The 19,783-nt window shown below is 52.8% G+C and carries 18 protein-coding genes; 4 read left to right on the top strand and 14 right to left on the bottom strand.

Annotated elements, in window-relative coordinates; translation table 11 throughout:
* Positions 1–73 precede the first annotated feature (73 nt).
* The gene (locus tag C1N64_RS03125; protein WP_033737258.1) at positions 74–1,396 is read right to left on the bottom strand and encodes a methyl-accepting chemotaxis protein; all 1,323 of its coding nucleotides are present in this window, start codon (positions 1,394–1,396) and stop codon (positions 74–76) included.
* Between the two features lie 299 nt (positions 1,397–1,695).
* Positions 1,696–1,911 (bottom strand): YdgH/BhsA/McbA-like domain containing protein, encoded by a 216-nt coding sequence (locus C1N64_RS03120; RefSeq protein ID WP_033737256.1) that lies wholly within the window; start codon positions 1,909–1,911, stop codon positions 1,696–1,698.
* Between the two features lie 779 nt (positions 1,912–2,690).
* Between C1N64_RS03120 and C1N64_RS03115 the strand changes: the two genes are divergently transcribed.
* Positions 2,691–3,509 carry an AraC family transcriptional regulator gene (locus C1N64_RS03115; RefSeq protein WP_185200382.1) on the top strand — a complete coding sequence of 273 codons (819 nt, stop codon included), beginning with the start codon at positions 2,691–2,693 and terminating at the stop codon, positions 3,507–3,509.
* Here C1N64_RS03115 and C1N64_RS03110 read toward each other — a convergent pair.
* Together C1N64_RS03110 and C1N64_RS03105 are read right to left on the bottom strand one after the other, a co-directional pair.
* Entirely contained in the window at positions 3,480–4,118 is a 639-nt protein-coding gene (locus C1N64_RS03110; protein WP_110268678.1) for a LysE family transporter, read from the bottom strand. The two genes, C1N64_RS03115 and C1N64_RS03110, sit on opposite strands and share 30 nt — an antisense overlap.
* Positions 4,119–4,396: 278 nt before the next feature.
* The gene (locus tag C1N64_RS03105; RefSeq protein WP_006121221.1) at positions 4,397–4,585 is read right to left on the bottom strand and encodes a YjfB family protein; all 189 of its coding nucleotides are present in this window, start codon (positions 4,583–4,585) and stop codon (positions 4,397–4,399) included.
* A 318-nt stretch (positions 4,586–4,903) separates the two neighbouring features.
* On the opposite strand from C1N64_RS03105, the gene C1N64_RS03100 reads away from it, so the two are divergent.
* Positions 4,904–5,842 (top strand): omptin family outer membrane protease, encoded by a 939-nt coding sequence (locus C1N64_RS03100; RefSeq protein ID WP_033737252.1) that lies wholly within the window; start codon positions 4,904–4,906, stop codon positions 5,840–5,842.
* 106 nt (positions 5,843–5,948) lie between these two features.
* On the opposite strand, the gene C1N64_RS03095 is transcribed toward C1N64_RS03100, so the two are convergent.
* The 6 genes from C1N64_RS03095 to xylF form a co-directional block, all read right to left on the bottom strand.
* On the bottom strand, positions 5,949–6,410 hold the full coding sequence (locus C1N64_RS03095) for an OsmC family protein (RefSeq protein WP_205957111.1): 462 nt from the start codon (positions 6,408–6,410) through the stop codon (positions 5,949–5,951).
* 82 nt (positions 6,411–6,492) lie between these two features.
* Positions 6,493–6,930: a GNAT family N-acetyltransferase gene (locus C1N64_RS03090; protein ID WP_205957112.1), complete on the bottom strand. Its 438-nt coding sequence runs from the start codon at positions 6,928–6,930 to the stop codon at positions 6,493–6,495.
* A 676-nt stretch (positions 6,931–7,606) separates the two neighbouring features.
* On the bottom strand, positions 7,607–8,782 hold the full coding sequence (xylR, locus tag C1N64_RS03085; RefSeq protein WP_033737245.1) for a D-xylose utilization transcriptional activator XylR: 1,176 nt from the start codon (positions 8,780–8,782) through the stop codon (positions 7,607–7,609).
* Between the two features lie 93 nt (positions 8,783–8,875).
* The gene (gene xylH, locus C1N64_RS03080; protein ID WP_226375757.1) at positions 8,876–10,057 is read right to left on the bottom strand and encodes a xylose ABC transporter permease XylH; all 1,182 of its coding nucleotides are present in this window, start codon (positions 10,055–10,057) and stop codon (positions 8,876–8,878) included.
* Complete coding sequence (locus C1N64_RS03075) at positions 10,050–11,570, bottom strand: xylose ABC transporter ATP-binding protein (RefSeq protein WP_006121215.1); 1,521 nt, start codon at positions 11,568–11,570, stop codon at positions 10,050–10,052. The genes xylH and C1N64_RS03075 overlap by 8 nt, the downstream gene beginning before the upstream one ends.
* 26 nt (positions 11,571–11,596) lie before the next feature.
* Positions 11,597–12,589, bottom strand: coding sequence for a D-xylose ABC transporter substrate-binding protein (gene xylF / locus C1N64_RS03070; RefSeq protein ID WP_039339152.1), 993 nt, complete (start codon positions 12,587–12,589; stop codon positions 11,597–11,599).
* A 354-nt stretch (positions 12,590–12,943) separates the two neighbouring features.
* Between xylF and xylA the strand changes: the two genes are divergently transcribed.
* Together xylA and xylB are read left to right on the top strand one after the other, a co-directional pair.
* On the top strand, positions 12,944–14,266 hold the full coding sequence (gene xylA / locus C1N64_RS03065) for a xylose isomerase (RefSeq protein ID WP_033737241.1): 1,323 nt from the start codon (positions 12,944–12,946) through the stop codon (positions 14,264–14,266).
* A gap of 17 nt (positions 14,267–14,283) precedes the next feature.
* The gene (gene xylB / locus C1N64_RS03060; protein ID WP_394515243.1) at positions 14,284–15,729 is read left to right on the top strand and encodes a xylulokinase; all 1,446 of its coding nucleotides are present in this window, start codon (positions 14,284–14,286) and stop codon (positions 15,727–15,729) included.
* Positions 15,730–15,787: 58 nt separating this feature from the next.
* Here the strand turns inward: xylB and C1N64_RS03055 are convergent, their stop codons facing one another.
* The 4 genes from C1N64_RS03055 to pstB all read right to left on the bottom strand — a co-directional run bounded on the left by C1N64_RS03055 (position 15,788) and on the right by pstB (position 19,778).
* Positions 15,788–16,888, bottom strand: a complete 1,101-nt coding sequence (locus tag C1N64_RS03055) for a GNAT family N-acetyltransferase (RefSeq protein ID WP_394515242.1) — start codon at positions 16,886–16,888, stop codon at positions 15,788–15,790.
* A 12-nt stretch (positions 16,889–16,900) separates the two neighbouring features.
* Positions 16,901–18,139 carry an MFS transporter gene (locus tag C1N64_RS03050; RefSeq protein WP_394515241.1) on the bottom strand — a complete coding sequence of 413 codons (1,239 nt, stop codon included), beginning with the start codon at positions 18,137–18,139 and terminating at the stop codon, positions 16,901–16,903.
* Positions 18,140–18,249: 110 nt separating this feature from the next.
* Positions 18,250–18,987: a phosphate signaling complex protein PhoU gene (phoU, locus tag C1N64_RS03045; RefSeq protein WP_006121211.1), complete on the bottom strand. Its 738-nt coding sequence runs from the start codon at positions 18,985–18,987 to the stop codon at positions 18,250–18,252.
* Positions 18,988–19,004: 17 nt separating this feature from the next.
* Positions 19,005–19,778, bottom strand: coding sequence for a phosphate ABC transporter ATP-binding protein PstB (gene pstB / locus C1N64_RS03040; RefSeq protein WP_033737235.1), 774 nt, complete (start codon positions 19,776–19,778; stop codon positions 19,005–19,007).
* Between the last annotated feature and the right edge of the window lie 5 nt (positions 19,779–19,783).

Genomic DNA, 19,783 nt, shown 5'->3' with positions numbered 1-19,783 from the left:
AAATATGCGCGAAACGGCGGGTGTTAAGCGGGGAAACCGGTCACCCGTGAAGGCAGGCGACCGGGAAAAATACTCAGACAGGATGCGGCGTGGATGAACGGGAAACGTTTCTGACCGCTTCCTCGACGCGCTCAGAATTGCTCTGAATACTGGCGATTACCTCACCCGCCTGACGCATAAGATTGACTCCACGCGCCGTGTTTTTCAGGTTATTTTCGATGTCTTCCAGCACCTTTTTCGCCAGCTGATTATTACTGGACACCACGCGTCCTATTTCTTCTGTCGCTTCGTTAATACGTGCCGCCAGCGTGCGTACCTCGGCGGCTACGATGGCAAAACTGCGCCCCGACGTGCCGGCGCGGGCAGCCTCAATGGCTGCATTCAGCGCAATAAAGCGCGTCTGCTCGGCGATATTGCGAATGGAATGCACCATATCGGCAATCCGGTCAGACTGGCCGTTCAGGCCAAAGACATCCGCCGAAACGCTGTTCATCTCATTGGCGATTTCCGCCATCGTTCTGACGCTGTCTTCGATGACATCGGCACCCGTTACCGAGCTTTCACGTGTCTGTTGCGCCATCTTCCATGCGTGCTGAGCGGCTTCGTTTTCCTGCTGGTTTTGCAACACCTGCTCCGTCACATCCGTCGCGAATTTCACGATCTTATATAACCGGCCTTCGGTATCAAAAACCGGGTTATAGGTTGCACGCAGCCAGATGGTTTTACCCTGGCGGTTAAGGCGCGGATACTGGCCGGAAAAAAATTCGCCCTGGTTCAGGCGTTGCCAGAACTGCTGATATTCCTGGCTGTTACGCAGTTCCTCAGAGCAAAACATACGGTGATGCCGCCCGAGGATCTCATCGGCTTTGTAGCCGGTCGCTTTCAGGAAGTTTTCATTCACCTCCAGTACTTCCCCGGCCTTATTAAATGCAATGACGGCCATTGAGCGGCTGATCGCCTGTACCATGGCATCCTGCTGCTGCGCTTCGCTGATACGCTCGGAAATATCAGCCGCCAGCTTGATGACCTTAATCACCCGACCCTGCCGATCTTTTACTGGCACATAGCTGGCTTCCAGCCAGACGGGATGATTATCTTTGCCCAAACGCAGGTATTTACCGCTGAAGCTCTTGCCGCTGGCCAGCCGTAGCCAGAACTGGCGATACTCGGCTGAGTTGACCAGCGAGGGCGAGCAAAACATGCTGTGATGACGACCCACGATTTCTTTTATCTCATAGCCCATCTTGTTGAGAAAAAGATCATTTGCCCGAAGGATCGTGCCTTCTGGCGTAAACTCGATGATCGGAATGGCATCATTCAGTGCTTTGAGCGAATCGGCGGCGTGTTTATGCTGGTGTTTTGAGAAAAGGGAAAATAATTTTTTTAGAATTGTCATTTTTATACTGCCATGTTGAGTGGTCTGGAGAGTTTATCGGCAGAAGAAAGAGCAGGCTTGAGACAATGGAGAATAAACAGGCAACAGATTGTGACCGGGCTAATAACGTTAATTAAAGGATGAATACAACGCCCTTTATTTTTTGGCCGCGTTAAAACGTAATGACTGACATTAAGTGGAAAATTATTTGCACACCGGGTTTACGTCACTGTCGACATAAACCGTCCTTTTCACGCTCTGCAGCGACCAAAAAAAGCTGCCATCAGGCAGCTCTTTGCGCATCTTTCAACACGACGCGGTTATTTATACAGCTCGGCGGTCATGTGGACACGGTCGTTCGTGTTGGCTTCGATGATTCTGTACTGCGCACCCTGCTGTTCAGCCTGGGCTGCAATTTTCGCTTCGGTACCATCAAGGGTTGAACCCGTTGCGGTGACAGTTTGCGCAAAAGCAGAGGCTGACATCAGTGAAAGCGCAGCAACGGCAGCAAGGGAAAGTGTTTTCATGGTTTTCATAATCCGGTTCCTTATCATGTAAGCGGGAAAGCAGTGTGCTTTCGATGGGAGTAATGATAACCATAGTTATTAATACAAAGTTAACAATAAGTGCCGCAATTGTGATCCTGCTATCTATCACGCTGATAGCTAAAACCTCATGCCGACGTTGCGGAATTGACATATAACGTTTTTGGTAAGGGTGACTGAGGCAGAAGAAGCAGAGGCTCAGCGCGAGCTGCAGCTATATTTCACGTTTTGCTATGCCAGGGATTAAGGATATCTCACCTGTCTGGCAGATCTTATCTGCGCGCTAAGAGCGGTTAACTGCGAAGGTTGTGCGCTTTTAAGCGCACACATCTTGATGACTGCTGCCAGACAACAAACAGGATAATGCTTTATTGCTGCTTGCGCACGTTAGTACGTAGCGCGCCCTTTTCCCCTGTTGGTTTCTTACGTGTTGACCCATGGCTTAGATTCCAGAGAGCGGATGGGTTTGTTTGTCACGGCTTTCGGCTTTCGGCTTTCGGCTTTCGGCTTTCGGCTTTCGGCTTTCGGCTTTCGGCTTTCGGCTTTCGGCTTTCCAGGTAAACAAAGCGCACTAAAATTTGCCAGTAATCCTAAAAAATCATGCCTTTTCGCCCTCCTCCGCTCTTTTCTTTAACTACCTGTTTTTTCCTGTGGCAAAAGCGACTGGAATATTACGCGTTAATGTGCGTCTTTTCATCGGGGTGATATAGTCTGCTGAGAGGCTTTATCAGCGCCATCTGCGCGCTGATATTTTGTGGAGGAGAGCTTTAATGGCGCTGTACGCTCTGGACTGGTTTAGTCGCAATGGTATGGAGTGCTCGCGCGTTAAAGCGCATAACGCAACCTTTCCAAAACACACGCACGATGAATATGTGCTTAGCGCCAACCTGTCGGGCATTGAGGAAATCACACTTAATGGCCAGACACTGCAGGTCAATGCGGGCCAGATCACTCTGTATAATCCGGCCAGCATCCAGTCTTCACGTTTCGATCAGCACGGCGCTGAATTCCTCAGCATCCATATTCCGCAGACGCTATTAAAAACATTCAATCTCAGCCAAAATCTCAGCAGTCACCGTGAGGCACCCGTTTTAGCTGAAGGCGTTTTCACGCATCAGGCGTTATTTAACGCTATATGTCGCTATGCCCAACTCACACAACACCATGACAGCGAAGAGGAAGAGCAGGCACTTTTGCTGTTGTGCGCAGAACTGTTCTCTGAGAAAGTCACGCGAGATGCCGTGGTCGATAAAGACCTGGACCGCATCATTGCTTTTATGCGCCAGCATGTGAACATGATGCTTACGCTGAATGCATTGGTGCAGGTAGCGGGAATAAGCAAATACGCGCTGGTGAGGCGTTTTACTGCTTATACCGGGCTTCCACCTTTGCAGTATCACATGCAGCTTCGCCTGTGTGCAGCGCGGGCGCTTCTGCGACAGAATCAGCATCCTCTGGACGCCGCGCATCGCCTGGGATTTTACGATCAAAGCCATTTTATCAATGCGTTTCGCAAAGTAATGGGCACCACGCCCAAACACTATGCTTCACAGGTAGGTTCAGGAAAGCAAAAATTCTTTATAACCTGAAACGATGACGTAAAAAGCAAAACAGGCAAAGATAAGGGCAGAAAGCATGTAGGAATATCTCAACAACTTTTGTCCTAATAGCCTGCCGCCCACGCTGCCAACCAGACAGAGCACACCCGTCCATATCACCCCGGCCAGAAAAAAACCGCTCAGAAATAGCGTGGTTCCGGTAAGGTTTTGCTCCCCGAAACGGGAAATGAGCGCGCCACCCACCGTCGCAAACCACAGAATGGCGGTGGGTGAGGACAGGGCCAGTACAATTCCGCGACGGAACTCACGGAACAGCGACAGCCTGACAGTCACCTGTGATGTGTCGATATCGTTAACTGTACTGAAGGCAGCCATCAGCATTTTAACGGTGAACCCTGTCAGCAGAAGCCCTCCAACCGACCAGATTATCCATCGCACTATCTCGAATTGCAGCAACACCGCCATGCCCGCCAGCGCCAGCACGGCATAAAAAAGATCGCCTATACAGGTGCCGATGCCCAGCGAAAATCCCTGAAAATATCCCCGCTGCATTGCCAGCGTAATCATTGCGATGTTGGCAATGCCGATATCCAGACACAGTGACAGACTTAAGAAAAACCCCGTCGAAAAGGACATCATCGCACTGCACTCCTGCACGAAAGAACCTCGCGCTGCGCCACCTGATATGTGCCTGTAAATTCTGTAAAAAGAGCCCATTCTGGAGAGCGAAGCGTAAACTGAAGCGGCGTCATCGAGTTCCCTGCCTGACCGTGAGTGATACCTTATTTCATTCTTTTACTCAGCTCAGGTATTGGAAAAAATTGCAGCGAAGGGATGAAGGGAAATTCAGCCGACGGGGAAAGGGAATAAAGCGGGCGGTACGACATGATCCGCCCGGGGAACCTGGAGCAGAATAATCAGGCGGTGGTGTTAATGTTCCGCCCTACAGCCGGGTTCGCGGGAAGGGCAGTAACGCCTTCCACCAGTGTAGTGATGGTATCTGCCTGTTGGTTCAGGGTTTTCTTTAACAGCGTCGCATTGGCTTCACCACGTGCCTGCCATTGATCTAACCCTGCAGACAGCGTTGTGAGTTGCTGAATATCCATGCAGTTGCTCCTTATGTTGACTGAGCCCCAAACGGGGGTCACATAATACTGGCGACGGATTTCGCCAGTGGCGCATAAAGTATCGGCTCTGAGTATTAAAACTTTAGTGCCAGTTAAATATTGGAAAAATTTATTAATCCATAAGAATCACACGATACACGACTTATTCGTAACAACATACTCCAGCCTCCAGGGTAATACTTACAATTTTTTTAGGATTTTTAAATTTCATAATTGTTTAACTTGTTTAACAACGCCACTCTATTTTATTCTGGCCCTGCTCTTAGGAGTTCCTTAACAAAAAACAGGATGATAAAAATGAAAAAAAGCATTTTTGTAATGATGATGATGGCAGGGGCTTCAGCAAGTGTTCATGCTGAGAAAACATCTTATACACCCGATTTATCAGCTGATAGTTTCAGTGTATCTGCTTCAACAGGTATGCTGGGCGGTAAATCAGGAGAACTTGTTTACGACCCTGATACTGGACGGAAAATCAGTCAGCTTGACTGGAAGATAAAAAACGTTGCCATTCTGAAAGGTGACATTTCATGGGATGCCTACCCATTTCTGACGCTTAACGCGCGTGGGTGGACTTCTCTGGCCAGTGGTTCCGGCCATCTGGATGATTATGACTGGCAGGATAGCAATCAAGGTAACTGGACCGATCATTCCTCGCATCCTTATACGCGTATGAACTACGCAAATGAATACGATCTCAATCTGAAAGGCTGGTTCCTGCAGGGAGATAACTACCGAGTAGGCGCTGTAGCAGGCTATCAGGAAACCCGATTCAGCTGGACTGCAATTGGCGGTTCTTTCAATTACGACAATGGTACGCTGGTAGGAGATTTCCCCAGAGATCAAACAGGTATCGGTTACAGTCAGCGTTTTTCAATGCCATATGTAGGATTGACAGGACGCTATCGCATCAATGATTTCGAATTTGGTGCTTTACTTAAATTCAGCGACTGGGTGAATGCTCACGATAATGACGAGCACTATGTGCGCCAGTTAACCTTCCGCGAAAAAACATCCAGTTCACGCTACTACGGTGCATCTGTTGATGCCGGTTATTACGTTACACCTAACGCAAAAGTCTTCGCTGAATTTACTTACAGTAAATACGAAGAAGGTAAAGGTGGCACACAAATTTTTGATAATGTAAGTGGCCAGTCCGGGAATATTGATGGTGACGCAGCAGGCATAGCAAACCACAATTATACGGTTACAGCAGGATTGCAATATCGCTTCTAATTAGACGTTAATAATTAAGGCGAAACATAGTTTCGCCTTTAAATTTAAATATTCCCAGAAAGTTATTCTGATTTGGTAATAACAACTGCTATATATGATTGCAGTTTCAAACAAACCGCGGCACAAAACTCACCGGAAAATTCAGCGAATTCGCGATAAAACACGCATCGTGAGCATGGTGGTGCAGCGCTTCTGCGCGCGCAGCGTCTGCCGGATCGCGCAATGTGACCAACGGCTTCAACGTGATTTGCGTGAAATGCCCCCGCTCACCCTCGACCATTGTGCCCTCCGCCGCATCCTCATAAGCCTCGACGATGATACCAGCATCAGCGCACAGATGCAGATACCATAATTTATGGCAGGCGGACGCCGAGGCCAGCAACAGTTCTTCGGGATTCCAGCGCGTGGCATCGCCCCGAAAGGCCGGATCGGCACTCAGTGCGATGGTCGCTTTCCCCTCAGCGGCAAGCTCACCATTGCGATCGTACGCGGTGTAGGAATCTGTACCGCTGCCACGGTTACCGGTCCAGCGAATGTGAATATGGTAATGATGTTCCCGATTAGCCATCTTGCATCCTTTTAAAGGCTGAAGGTGATTCTGGAGACAGTGCCCATCGTGATTTCAGGCCTGTAGCCCAGCGGATTGATGCTCAGAGCCTGATGTTATAACGGACAATATCATCCACCTGTGCCAGCTTATCGTACAATCTGCGGGCAGGATTGTTTTCATTTGTCACCCAATATACTTTCGCCCAACCCAGTTCACGGGCTTCATCGCAGACTGCTACGATTAGGGCTTTTCCCGCACCTACGCCGCGCTTGTTTTCCTTAACAAAGAGATCTTCCAGATAGCATACGGGCTGGGTGACCCAGGTCCCTTCGTGTATCACGCATATCGCGAAACCGATCACGCTGCCGTTGTGTTCGGCGAGTCGACATATGAGCGCGGAGTCAGGTGAATGGATTCTCTGCCAGGTAGATAGCGTGACGCTCTCATCCAGGTGATGACCATAAAACAGCAGGTAATCTTTCCAGAGCCCCAGCCAGGCTGCGTAATCATCCGGCAGGGCATTACGAACGTTAAGCATTGACGTTCCTTTTAGTCAATGGGCCAGATAACTCGCCGCTGTAATGCCATGACGACGCTACACATCGCGGATACGAAAACAGCGACTGACGGCTTGTTGGAGCCTGCTCAATCAGTAAAGCAGCTGTCTCCCTCAGAAGCTATCTTAATTCGATGGAGTCTGTAAAATCGTGGCTGATGACCATAATAACGATGACAGCGCAGGCGCATTCAACCAGGGTATTACGAATGGCTGTGGAATTTTGCGATTCCTACTTAAGCGAGGCAGCGGCCCAGCCCTTTCTCAAAGAAAACCATAATATAAAGAAGTATATTTTCGACAGTCTGTCAGAAAAGCACTGAACTACACAGTCCCTCAAAAAAAGGGGTGACCATGGATCATGATGATTGTTAAACAGAGTGACAGCAAGCTCTGCCACACTGTTTAACAGAACATAACCTCAGAAAATTTTGAATAATTAATTATATAAATCAACGAATTAAATCTTTTATAGCTACTTTAATATGCCTTACGGTGTTACTCAGTTGAATATATTCATTCTGACATTCTCGTCTTGTCTTTCAGAGAAAATATAAGTGGAAAGCCAGCCCAGGACATTCGGACCGGCTTCCTTATAGATGATGGCGACAGGTCATCGGTTCATTCATGTACTCACAGAAATGCCAACGTCGCCTTCTTACGCCACTTCTCCATTTTCCTGCCTGTACTCTTTCGGTGTCGTCGCATAGCTCTTCTTGAACACCGAATAGAAATACTGCAATGAGGGATAACCACACATCTGCGAGATCTCATTGATACTGAGTGACGAGCCCGCCAGCAGTTCCTTTGCCTTTTCCAGCTTTTCGCGATGGATCATGGCGTGAATCGTATCGCCGGTTTCGTCACGGAAACGCTTCTCCAGGTTAGAACGCGACAGGCCAATGGCATCCAGTACCTGCTCCACCTTAATGCCCTTACAGGCGTTAAAACGGATAAAATGCATCGCCTGAATCACTGCAGGATCGTGCAGCGAGCGGAAATCGGTTGAGCGGCGGGCAATCACTTTCACTGGCGGTACCAGAATGCGCTGGAGCGGCAGAACCTGCTTATCCAGCAGGCGGTGTAACAGCTTAGCGGCCTGATAACCCATTTGTCGTGAACCCTGAACTACCGAGGAAAGCGCGACGCGAGAGAGATAACGGGTCAGTTCTTCGTTGTCGATGCCAATTACGCACAGCTTCTCAGGCACCGGAATCTTCAGGTGCTCGCAGGCCTGCAGCAGATGACGCGCACGTGCATCAGTGACAGCAATAATGCCGGTATGCGGGGGAAGGGTTTGCAGCCAGTCGGCCAGGCGGTTTTGCGCGTGCTGCCAGTTCTCAGAGGCGGTTTCCATGCCCTGATAAACCACGCCCATATAGCGCTCACGCATGACGCGTTGGCGAAACGCCAGTTCGCGCTCCTGTGCCCAGCGTTTACCACTGGAAGCCGGCAAACCGTAAAATGCAAAACGGTTGATACCGCGCGCTTTCAGGTGCAGGAAGGCACTTTCCACCAGCGCGCTGTTGTCGGTGGCAATGTAGTGTACCGGCGGGTAATCCTCTTCACGATGATAGGAGCCACCCACACCGACGACCGGCACCGCCACGTCTGCCAGCGAACGCTGAATGGCGCTGTCGTCATAATCCGCAATCACGCCGTCGCCCAGCCACTCATGGATATTGTCAATGCGGCAGCGGAAATCCTCCTCAATGAAAATATCCCAGTTTGTCTGTGAAGCCTGTAAATACTCGCCAACGCCTTCAACCACCTGACGATCGTAAACCTTGTTGGCGTTAAACAGCAGGGTAATGCGGTATCGTTTCTCATGCATAGTGGCAGCGTCCCGTTAACTCCCAGCGAATTGCATAGCACAGCTGGATGCATCACAGAAATGGTTTGCGCCACAGTGTGATCGTTCACACGATTACATACGGCGGCGCGTTGCGGTGTCCATCCAGACCGCCAGCAGCAAAATCGCCCCTTTTACGATGTACTGCCAGAAGGTCGGCACATCCATCATGCTCATGCCGTTATCCAGCGAGGCCATGATAAACGCGCCCATCACCGCCCCGGCGACGGATCCGACGCCGCCAGCCAGGCTGGTGCCGCCGATAACACAGGCTGCAATCGCATCCAGTTCGGCGATGTTTCCGGCAGAAGGCGATCCCGCGCCCAGACGTGAGCTGAGGATCAGCCCCGCGATCGCCACCATCAGGCCATTGATGGCAAACACCGCCAGCTTGGTGCGCGCCACATTGATACCGGAAAGCCGGGCGGCATCAATATTGCCGCCGATGGCGTAAATGCGGCGGCCAAAAGCCGTGCGGGTGGCCATAAACATTCCCGCCAGCAGCAGCAATGCCAGCAGCAGTACCGGAGTAGGTACGCCACGGTAATCATTCAGCAGCCAGATCGCCCCCAGCACCAGCACGGCGGTGATCGCCTGGCGTGCCACGGTGCCGGTTGCCGCCGGTTGAGTCAGACCCAACTGCTGACGACGCAGCCGTAAGCGCCACTGCCACAGAATAAACAGTGCCAGGCCGATAAAGCCAAAACCAAAACCGAAGCCGCCTGGCAAATAGCTTTGCCCAATCTGGGACATCGCCGGACTGGTCGGGGCAACGGTAGTCCCGTCGGTGATACCGACCAGGATGCCGCGAAACGCCAGCATACCGGCCAGCGTTACGATAAACGAAGGCACCTTGCGGTAGGCCACCCACCAGCCATTCCAGGTGCCCAGCAGCAGGCCAAGCACCAGCGTGACCACAATGGTCAGTGGCAGCGGCCAGCCCAGCCAGACGTCAAAGATCGCCGCCGCGCCGCCCAGCAGCCCCATCATAGAGCCAACTGAGAGGTCGATCTCAGCGGAGATAATAACAAACACCATGCCCACCGCCAGGATGCCGGTTATCGCCGTCTGGCGCAGCAGGTTAGAGACGTTGCGCGGGCTGAGCCAGGCACCGTCAGTAGTCCAGGTAAAAAACAGGGCAATCAACACAATCGCCCCCAGCATGACCAGCACCTGCAAATTACGCAGGCCGAGCTTGCTGGAGACGGGCTTGTTGGCCGGCGTCGATACGGCGGGCTTGGTTTCGCTGTTAAGCATAATGTTCACTCCGCAGAGCGGCTTCCATCACCTGCTCCTGAGTCAGATTGTCGTTAATCAGATCGGCTTTGATTTGCCCTTCATGCATCACCAGAATGCGGTCGCTGAGGCCCAGCACTTCGGGCAACTCAGACGAGATCACAATGACGGAGATGCCCTGCTGTACCAGCGCATTGATTAGCACATAAATTTCCTGCCGCGCACCCACATCAATACCGCGCGTGGGCTCATCCAGAATCAGAATTTTTGGATTGAGCAGCAGGCATTTCGCCAGAATCGCTTTTTGCTGGTTGCCGCCGCTGAGGCGGCCAATCGGCAGTTCAGGTGACGAGGTTTTGACCCGCAAGCGGGCGATAGCGGCATTAATGGCGTGCAGCTCGCTGGCTTCGTCAATTGTGGACAGGCGCTGGCTGAACTGATCCAGCGCCGCCAGAGTGATGTTTTTGCCCACGCCCATCAGCGGCACAATGCCGTCTTTTTTACGATCCTCCGGCACCATGGCAATGCCGTGCGCGATTGCCTCCTGACAGTCGCGGATAGTCACTTTGTTGCCGTTAATCCGGATCTCACCCTGCCAGCGACCAGGCCAGACGCCAAACAGACACTGAACGGTTTCCGTTCGGCCAGCACCGACTAATCCGGCGATACCAAGGATCTCTCCCTTACGCAGGGTAAAGGACAGGTTATTCACGCGCTTGATGTGGCGGTTGACCGGGTGCCAGGCCGTCAGGTTGCTGACCTGCAGCACCGTGTCGCCAATCTCGTGAGGTGAATGTGGATAGAGCGCCGTGAGTTCACGTCCGACCATCATGGTGATGATATCGTCCTCACTCAGGCCCGCCGCCGGACGAGTGGCAATATGCTGACCATCGCGAATCACGCAGATGGTGTCCGAAATCGCCCGCACCTCGTTCAGTTTGTGCGAGATATAAATACAGGCGATACCGTGCTCGCGCAGGTTGTGGATGATACTGAGCAGTACCGTGGTTTCCTGCTCGGTCAGCGAGGACGTCGGCTCATCAAGGATAAGCAGCCGCACCTGTTTGTTGAGCGCCCGCGCAATCTCCACCAGCTGCTGCTGCCCCAGGCCCAGCTCACCCACGCGTGTGTCGGGCGAGACGTTAAGTTTGACCCGTTCCAGCAACTGCTGGCAGCGCAGCGTCATGGTTTCATCGTCCACCATGCCAAAGCGCCCCAGCTCTGCGCCCAGGAAGATGTTCTCCATCACGGTCAGTTGCCGTACCAGCGCAAGCTCCTGATGGATAATGACAATCCCTTTGCGTTCGGTATCGCGAATAGTCTGTGCCTGGATCGGGTCCCCGGAAAACTGAATCTGCCCCTCAAACTCCCCGTGCGGATACAGTCCGCACAGGATTTTCATCAGGGTCGATTTGCCAGAGCCGTTTTCACCACACAACGACAGCACTTCACCGGCATCCAGTTGCAGGCTGACGTTGTCCAGCGCCTTCACCGCGCCGAAACGCTTGGTGATATTTTTCATTTCCAGCAACATCGGTCTTCTCCTTCGCAGGATGGCGATCAGAGTTCACTCTTCTTGTGGAAACCGTCTTTCACCACGGTACTGTCGATATTGTCTTTGTTGACCTCGATGGGCGTCAGCAGGCGCGACGGCACATCTTTCAGGCCGTTGTTGAGTTTGGCATTGCTGGCAGGCGTCTGACCGTTGCCCAGCTCGACGGCGACATTAGCTGCTTCAGTCGCCAGTTCTTTGATCGGTTTGTACACCGTCATGGTTTGCGTGCCATTCATGATGCGTTTGATGGCGGCCAGATCGGCATCCTGTCCGGAGATGGCGACCTTACCGGCCAGCCCCTGCGCGCTGAGCGCCTGGATCGCTCCCCCCGCGGTAGCATCGTTTGAGGCCACAACGGCATCTATGTGGTTTTTATTGGCGGTCAGGGCGTTTTCCATGATTTTCAGTGCATTTTCCGGCAGCCAGGCATCAACCCACTGGTCACCGACAACTTTTATGCTGCCATTATCAATAGAGGGTTTTAACACCTTCATCTGCCCTTCGCGGAACAGGCGGGCGTTATTATCGACAGGCGATCCGCCCATCAGGAAGTAATTGCCTTTGGGCACTTTTTTCACCAGGCTTTCGGCCTGCATTTCGCCGACTTTTTCATTATCAAACGAAATATAGAAATCGATATCGGCATTATTAATCATGCGATCATAGGCCAGAACTTTAATGCCTTCGCGTTTCGCTTCTGCCACGACGTTACTTAATACCTGACCGTTGTAGGGAATAATAACCAGCACATCCACGCCGCGGTTAATCATATTTTCGATTTGCGACATTTGCGTTTCTTCATTGCCATTGGCAGACTGCACGAAGACTTTTGCGCCCTTTGCTTCCGCCTGTTTAACGAAGATATCGCGGTCTTTTTGCCAGCGTTCCAGACGTAAATCGTCAATGGCCATGCCGATTTTGACTTCTTTTGCCAGACTGGCCTGACTGAACAGCGTAAGCGCCGCAAGCGCAGCGAGTAATGCGGGTTTCATTTTCATCATGGTCATCCTGTAGGGAACGGTTATTGTCGTTGTAAGGCTATGAACCAGGCGGATGAATTGTTCACCTTATTTTTACCTGCCAGCAATTACTGATTTTTATCCGGCTATTACGTTTTTTGGTTTATTTCTGAATTTTTGAGCGCGATCCAAATTTTAACATTTTCAGACTCGCCGTTACCGCAAACTGCACAGCATGAGGTCATCTCATCGTCATATTTTTTTGCGAGCAAGCGCACAATAAATAATTCTCTTACTGCCTGTGTGAAATATCGTAATTGAGTGGTCAGAAAGCGAATACGCACAATATGGCTTCTGGGTAACCCATTCGGGACCACTGTTAAGGAGCAAACCATGCACGCTTATTTTGACCAGCTTGATCGCGTTCGCTACGAAGGCGCAAAAACCAGTAATCCTCTGGCCTTCCGCCACTACAACCCTGACGAAGTCATCCTGGGGAAAACCATGGCTGAGCATCTGCGCTTCGCCGCCTGTTACTGGCACACCTTCTGCTGGAATGGCGCGGACATGTTTGGTGTCGGCGCTTTTGATCGTCCATGGCAAAAAGCGGGCGATGCGCTGGCGCTGGCCAAACTGAAAGCGGACGTTGCCTTTGAGTTTTTCCACAAGCTGAACGTGCCTTACTACTGCTTCCACGATGTGGACGTCTCACCTGAAGGTGACTCCTTAAAAAGCTATCGCGAAAACCTGGCGGTAATGACCGATACGTTGCAGGCGAAACAGCAGGAAACGGGCTTAAAACTGCTCTGGGGCACCGCTAACTGCTTTACGCATCCGCGCTACGGTGCGGGTGCCGCCACCAATCCGGATCCGGAAGTGTTTTCCTGGGCCGCCAGTCAGGTGTGCAGTGCAATGAAAGCGACCCAAACGCTGGGGGGCGAAAACTACGTACTGTGGGGCGGACGCGAAGGCTATGAAACGCTGTTAAATACCGACCTGCGCCAGGAGCGCGAACAGATTGGCCGCTTTATGCAGATGGTCGTTGAACATAAGCACAAAATCGGCTTCCAGGGCACGCTCCTGATTGAACCCAAACCGCAAGAGCCGACCAAACATCAGTACGATTATGACGTCGCGACGGTTTATGGCTTCCTGAAGCAGTTTGGCCTGGAAAAAGAGATTAAGGTAAACGTGGAAGCCAACCATGCCACGCTGGCGGGTCACTCATTCCATCACGAAATAGCGACGGCAATTGCGCTGGGTGTATTTGGTTCGGTCGATGCTAATAGGGGCGATGCCCAGTGCGGCTGGGACACCGATCAGTTCCCGGTCAGCGTGGAAGAGAACGCGCTGGTGATGTATGAAATTATCAAAGCAGGCGGCTTTACCACAGGCGGCTTAAACTTTGATGCCAAAGTACGTCGGCAGAGCACCGACAAGTACGATCTGTTCTATGGACACATCGGAGCCATGGACACGATGGCGCTGGCGTTGAAAGTGGCGGCGCGTATGCTGTCTGACGGTGAGCTTGATCAGCGCGTGGCACAGCGCTACAGCGGCTGGAACGGGGAGTTTGGTCAGCAGATTTTGAAAGGTGAGTTTTCACTGGAAACGCTCGCGGCCCATGCGCACCAGCAGCAGTTCAATCCGCAACATCGCAGCGGTCGCCAGGAGCAACTGGAAAACCTGGTCAATCATTACCTCTATGACTTCTAATCCGTAAGGAGCGCGACATGGTAATCGGGATCGATATCGGCACATCCGGCGTAAAAGTCGTGTTGCTGGATGTGCAAGGGCAGGTGGCGGCGGTGGAAACGGCCCCACTAACGGTTTCCCGCCCGCATCCGTTATGGAGCGAGCAAGATCCCGAAAGCTGGTGGCAGGCCACGGATAAGGCAATGCAGGCACTGGCACAACGGCACGACCTGAGCACGGTGAAAGCTGTGGGCCTGACAGGACAGATGCACGGCGCGACCTTGCTGGACGCGCAGCATCGGGTGCTGCGTCCCGCCATTCTCTGGAACGACGGACGCAGCGGCGATCAGTGCCGTGAACTGGAGCAGCGGGTACCTGACTCTCGGCGCATCACCGGTAACCTGATGATGCCAGGCTTTACCGCGCCCAAACTATTATGGGTGCAACAGCACGAACCAGACATTTTTGCCCGGATTGCCAGGGTGCTGCTGCCTAAAGATTACCTGCGCTGGCGCCTGAGCGGCGAGTTTGCCAGCGACATGTCTGATGCAGCCGGAACCATGTGGCTGGATGTGGAAAAGCGTGACTGGAGTGAGCAGATGCTCGCGGCCTGCGGGCTGGATCACAGCCAGATGCCAGCCCTGTTCGAAGGCAACCAGATTACCGGTACTTTATCAGCCGCGATCGCGCAGCGCTGGTCGCTGCCGCAGGTGCCGATCGTGGCGGGCGGTGGCGATAACGCGGCAGGCGCGGTCGGCGTCGGCATGGTCGCGCCGGGGCAAGGGATGTTGTCACTCGGTACCTCCGGCGTGTACTTCGTGGTCAGCGAAGGCTATCTCAGCAATCCCGAGCAGGCGGTACACAGCTTTTGTCATGCGCTGCCGCAGCGCTGGCACCTGATGTCGGTAATGCTGAGCGCCGCTTCCTGCCTGGACTGGGCAGCGTCACTGACGGGCTGCGATGATGTCCCGCACCTGTTAGCCGAAGCGGAACGTGCAAAAGACGATGCGCCCGCCTTGTGGTTTTTGCCTTATCTTTCCGGTGAACGCACACCGCATAATAATCCGCATGCCTGCGGCAGCTTCTTTGGGTTTACCCACCAGCATGGGCGACCCGAGCTGGCGCGCGCCGTGCTGGAAGGCGTCGGTTTTGCGCTGGCAGACGGTATGGATGTGGTTCACGACTGCGGCGTAACACCCGAAAGCATCATGCTGATTGGCGGTGGAGCACGAAGTCGCTACTGGCGGCAGATGCTGGCAGATATCAGCGGACAAACACTGGACTACTGCGAAGGTGGCGATGTCGGCCCGGCGCTGGGTGCCGCCCGACTGGCGCAGATGGCAATAGATAACAATCTGACCATTCCGGCCCTGAAGCAGGTGCAGCGCCATGAGCCAGATCCGGCTCGTCATGCACATTATCAGCCGAGACGTGAGACGTTCAGTCGGTTGTATCAGCAGTTGCTGCCGCTGATGAATCTGTAATTCAGCCAGAGGGCAACACCGTTGCCCTCTGGCTGCGCAGGGTTTTCATCGTCGCCGATCAAGGCTGTCCTGCTGGAAGAAATTCATATCTGAGCACGCATCGACGGCCTGCTTTTTCGGCTACGCGGATTGAGGGACGATTCCCCGGAACAATCGTGCCCGCTAACAGGGAATTTCGTTTACCCGAAAGACACAGCTGTTTTCTTAAAACCTGCTGAGCAAGGGATGCCAGCGATCGCCCTTGATATTCAGGCAATATCACTTCCTCAGTTATCTGGAATGCCTGAAGAAACCCTACCGTACCTTCCTCACAAACAATAAACCCGACACGTTGTGCTTCTTCATAAAGAATAAAAACACTGCCATCAGAAATTTTTTCCATCAGTGTCCTTTCATTCGTCGGCAGTAAACTTTCTTTCAAAGCAGTCATGGCTTCCCATGCCCGTTGATAAGCGTCAGTCAACCCTTGCATGCACCAGCTCAAACTTCTTGCGTCAGCGCGAATTAGTGTCAAATGATGTTCTTCAGCCTCGTTTCCCTTGCTGGTGAGGGCTGAGGCATAGATGAGTTGATCCGTTTCTCCGCATACAGGAATGTCGCCAGGCACGAGAATGCGAACACGCTGAGGCTTAATTTCTGACCATTCCCTGCAAATTTTCGTTATGACATGCGAAGTAATGGGGGCATCAAATGCCACGATATCGACAAAAGGACGGGCCAGATCGCCTGCCATGTAACGTGGGCCAGTCAGGTAATGCCCGCCATCCACATCGACCTGACGCTGAAGAAAATAATGCGCAGGGAGTCCCGTTTCCTTCCACGGAAACTGTGTGGCAAATGACATATCGCAACACCATGAGCGTTGCATGCTAAGCCATTTTTCCAACTGAAACCTTAAGGCTTCTTCTGTCAAAGGAAGACTTTTGTAGTAATCGAGTAAACTGGCCAGCATGGTGCGAACCCTGATGAATACGATGAAATCATTGCCTGTTTTCGCGCGGCGAAGTTCCGCATTGCGTCTTTCCACCAACATCGGCCTGGAATGAATACGCAAACAGCCAGTGTAACCATGCGCAATGGACGAATTCAGTTCAGCAAACGATCCAGGCATCCCCAGCCAACTTAAACCGGCTTCATTATAAAGCCGGTTAAGTGACATCAGCCGGGTTACTTAACCAATCGCCCCCAGCGCATCGTCCTGGCTTTGCTTTTTCGGCAGCAGGAACAGCGTTGCTGCAATATCCAGCAGGTAGATCAGGGCCAGTAGCGTGATAGCAGCCACGAAGGAGAATTTACCCGCCAGCAGCCCGATTACCAACGGACCCAATCCACCGACGCCGCGCCCCAGATTAAACAATACGTTCTGCGCGGTCGCACGAACCTGCGGCGGAAAGGTATCTGAGATCAATGCGCCATAGCCGCCAATCATACCGTTGACGAACAGGCCCATCAGCGCACCGGTAAACAGCATCACGGCCGGATCGCGCAGTTGCGCATAAACCACAACCATCACGACCGCACCGAACTGGTAAAGCAGGAAGATTTTCCAGCGCGCAAAGCGATCGGCCAGCACGCCAAACAGCCAGATGCCAAAGGTCATGCCCACCACGGTTACTGCCGTCCAGACGCCGGATTTGGTCAGACTGAAACCGAAGTTAGAGGACAGGTAGCTGGGCATCCAGATCATCAGGCCGTAATAACCGAAGTTCTGAACGGAACAGAGAATAAAGATCCCCAGGCTGGCTTTGCTGGTGGCACGGTCTTTAAACAGCAGTTTCAGTCGGGCGGGAAAGGACAGCGAGGGAACATGTTTAATTTGACGGGTGAAGCTCTCGGGTTCGCCCATGCTGCGGCGAATAACAAATGACACCAGCGCGGGCAGTAATCCCACCAGGAACATGCCGCGCCAGCCAATCACACTCAGTAAAGGCGGGGTGATAAATGCCGCCAGCAGTACGCCGAGTTGCCAGCCGATGCCGACCCAGGCCGAGGCGCGGTTGCGCTTTTCTGCCGGCCAGGCTTCTGCAATCAGCGCCATGCCGATGCCAAACTCACCGCCCAGTCCCATGCCCGCCAGCGTACGGTACGCCAGCAGATCCCAGTAACCCTGCGCCACTGCACACAATCCGGTAAAGACAGAGAACATCAGTATCGTGATGGTTAACACACGAATGCGCCCATAGCGATCGCTGAGGTGGCCAAACACAATGCCGCCGATGACCGCGCCGATCAGCGTCCAGGTCACCAGTGAACCAGCCTGTGACGGATCCAGTGCCAGCGACAGGCTGATAGCGGGCAGCATAAACCCGAGAATCAGCAGATCGAATCCGTCCATGGCATAACCGCTGACGGCAGCCAGCATCGCTTTCGCAGGCGTAATGCTCTGCTTAACAGGGAAAGAAGAGGACATGAGTGCGCACCCGTTGGTTAAAAAACTGGCGCAAGTATAAAGAGCTAAGAGGATGGGGTCTATGCAGAATAGCCGGAGCCGTGCGCCTTATGGCGCACGGTTGCGCGAGATCAAGACGGTTTGTTGCTACCGTCGTCGTCACCGGATAACAGCGCGTCCAGCCTGTCGCCGCCCACGTGACGGAAATCCTGACCTTTCACGAAGTAGAAAATGATTTCGCAGATATTCTGGCAGCGGTCACCGATACGTTCGATGGCGCGGGCGCAAAACAGCGCCGTCAGAACGCTGGGAATCGTCCGCGGATCTTCCATCATGTAGGTCATCAGCTGACGCACAATGCCTTCGTACTCTTTATCCACTTTCTTGTCTTCGCGGTAGATCTGCACGGCTTCGTTAAGATCCATGCGCGCAAAGGCATCCAGCACATCATGCAGCATCTGCACAGTATGACGACCCAGCGACTCCAGGCTGACCAGCAGCGGCAGATGTTGCTGGCCAAACTTCTCCAGCGCAGTGCGGCTGATTTTCTCGGCAACATCGCCGATGCGTTCCAGTTCGGAGATGGTTTTGATAATCGCCATGACCAGACGTAAATCGATAGCGGTCGGCTGACGTTTGGCGATGATGCGCACACAGGCTTCATCAATCTCCACTTCCATCATGTTGACCTTCTGGTCGCCATCAATGACGCGCTGGGCCAGTTCGCCATCCAGATTATGCATGGCGGTAATGGCATCGGTCAGCTGCTGCTCAACCATGCCGCCCATGATCATCACCTGCGTGCGGATGTGCTCCAGCTCAGCGTTAAACTGACCGGAGATGTGTTTATTCAGATTTAAACTGTCCATGGCGATCTCCTGTCTAATCAGCCGTAGCGACCTGTAATGTAGTCTTCCGTTTGTTTCTGTGCCGGCTTGGTGAACAGCGTGTCGGTGTCGCTGAACTCAATCAGTTCGCCCAGATACATAAACGCCGTGTGGTCGGAACAACGTGCCGCCTGCTGCATGTTGTGTGTCACGATCACGACGGTGTAATCCTGCTTCAGTTCAGTAATGAGTTCTTCGATACGGCCGGTAGATATGGGATCCAGCGCTGAACAGGGCTCATCCAGCAGCAGGACTTCCGGACGAATGGCGATACCGCGCGCAATACACAGACGCTGCTGCTGGCCGCCTGACAGACTGTAGCCACTCTGATGCAGCTTGTCTTTGGTTTCAGTCCACAGGGCTGCCTTGGTAAGCGCCCACTGCACACGCTCGTCCATATCGGCGCGAGACAGCTTTTCAAACAAGCGCACGCCAAAGGCGATATTGTCATAAATCGACATCGGGAAAGGCGTCGGCTTCTGGAACACCATGCCAACCCGGGCGCGCAGCAGGGCGATATCCTGGTTGGACGCCAGAATGTTGTCACCGTCCAGCAGAATATCCCCTTCCGCGCGCTGCTCGGGATAGAGCGAATACATTTTATTGAAGGTTCGCAGCAAAGTGGATTTACCACAGCCTGAAGGGCCGATAAAGGCCGTCACCTGATTCTTCGCAATATCCAGGTTGATGTTCTTCAGAGCGTGAAACTTGCCGTAATAAAAATTCAGATTACGGACCTGAATCTTACCCGCTGATGCAGTCGCAGTACTCATTGCTT

Source organism: Pantoea sp. SGAir0215 (assembly GCF_043543215.1).
The sequence above is the reverse complement of the archived record's forward strand: the minus strand, read 5'-3'. Positions and strand labels throughout refer to the sequence as shown.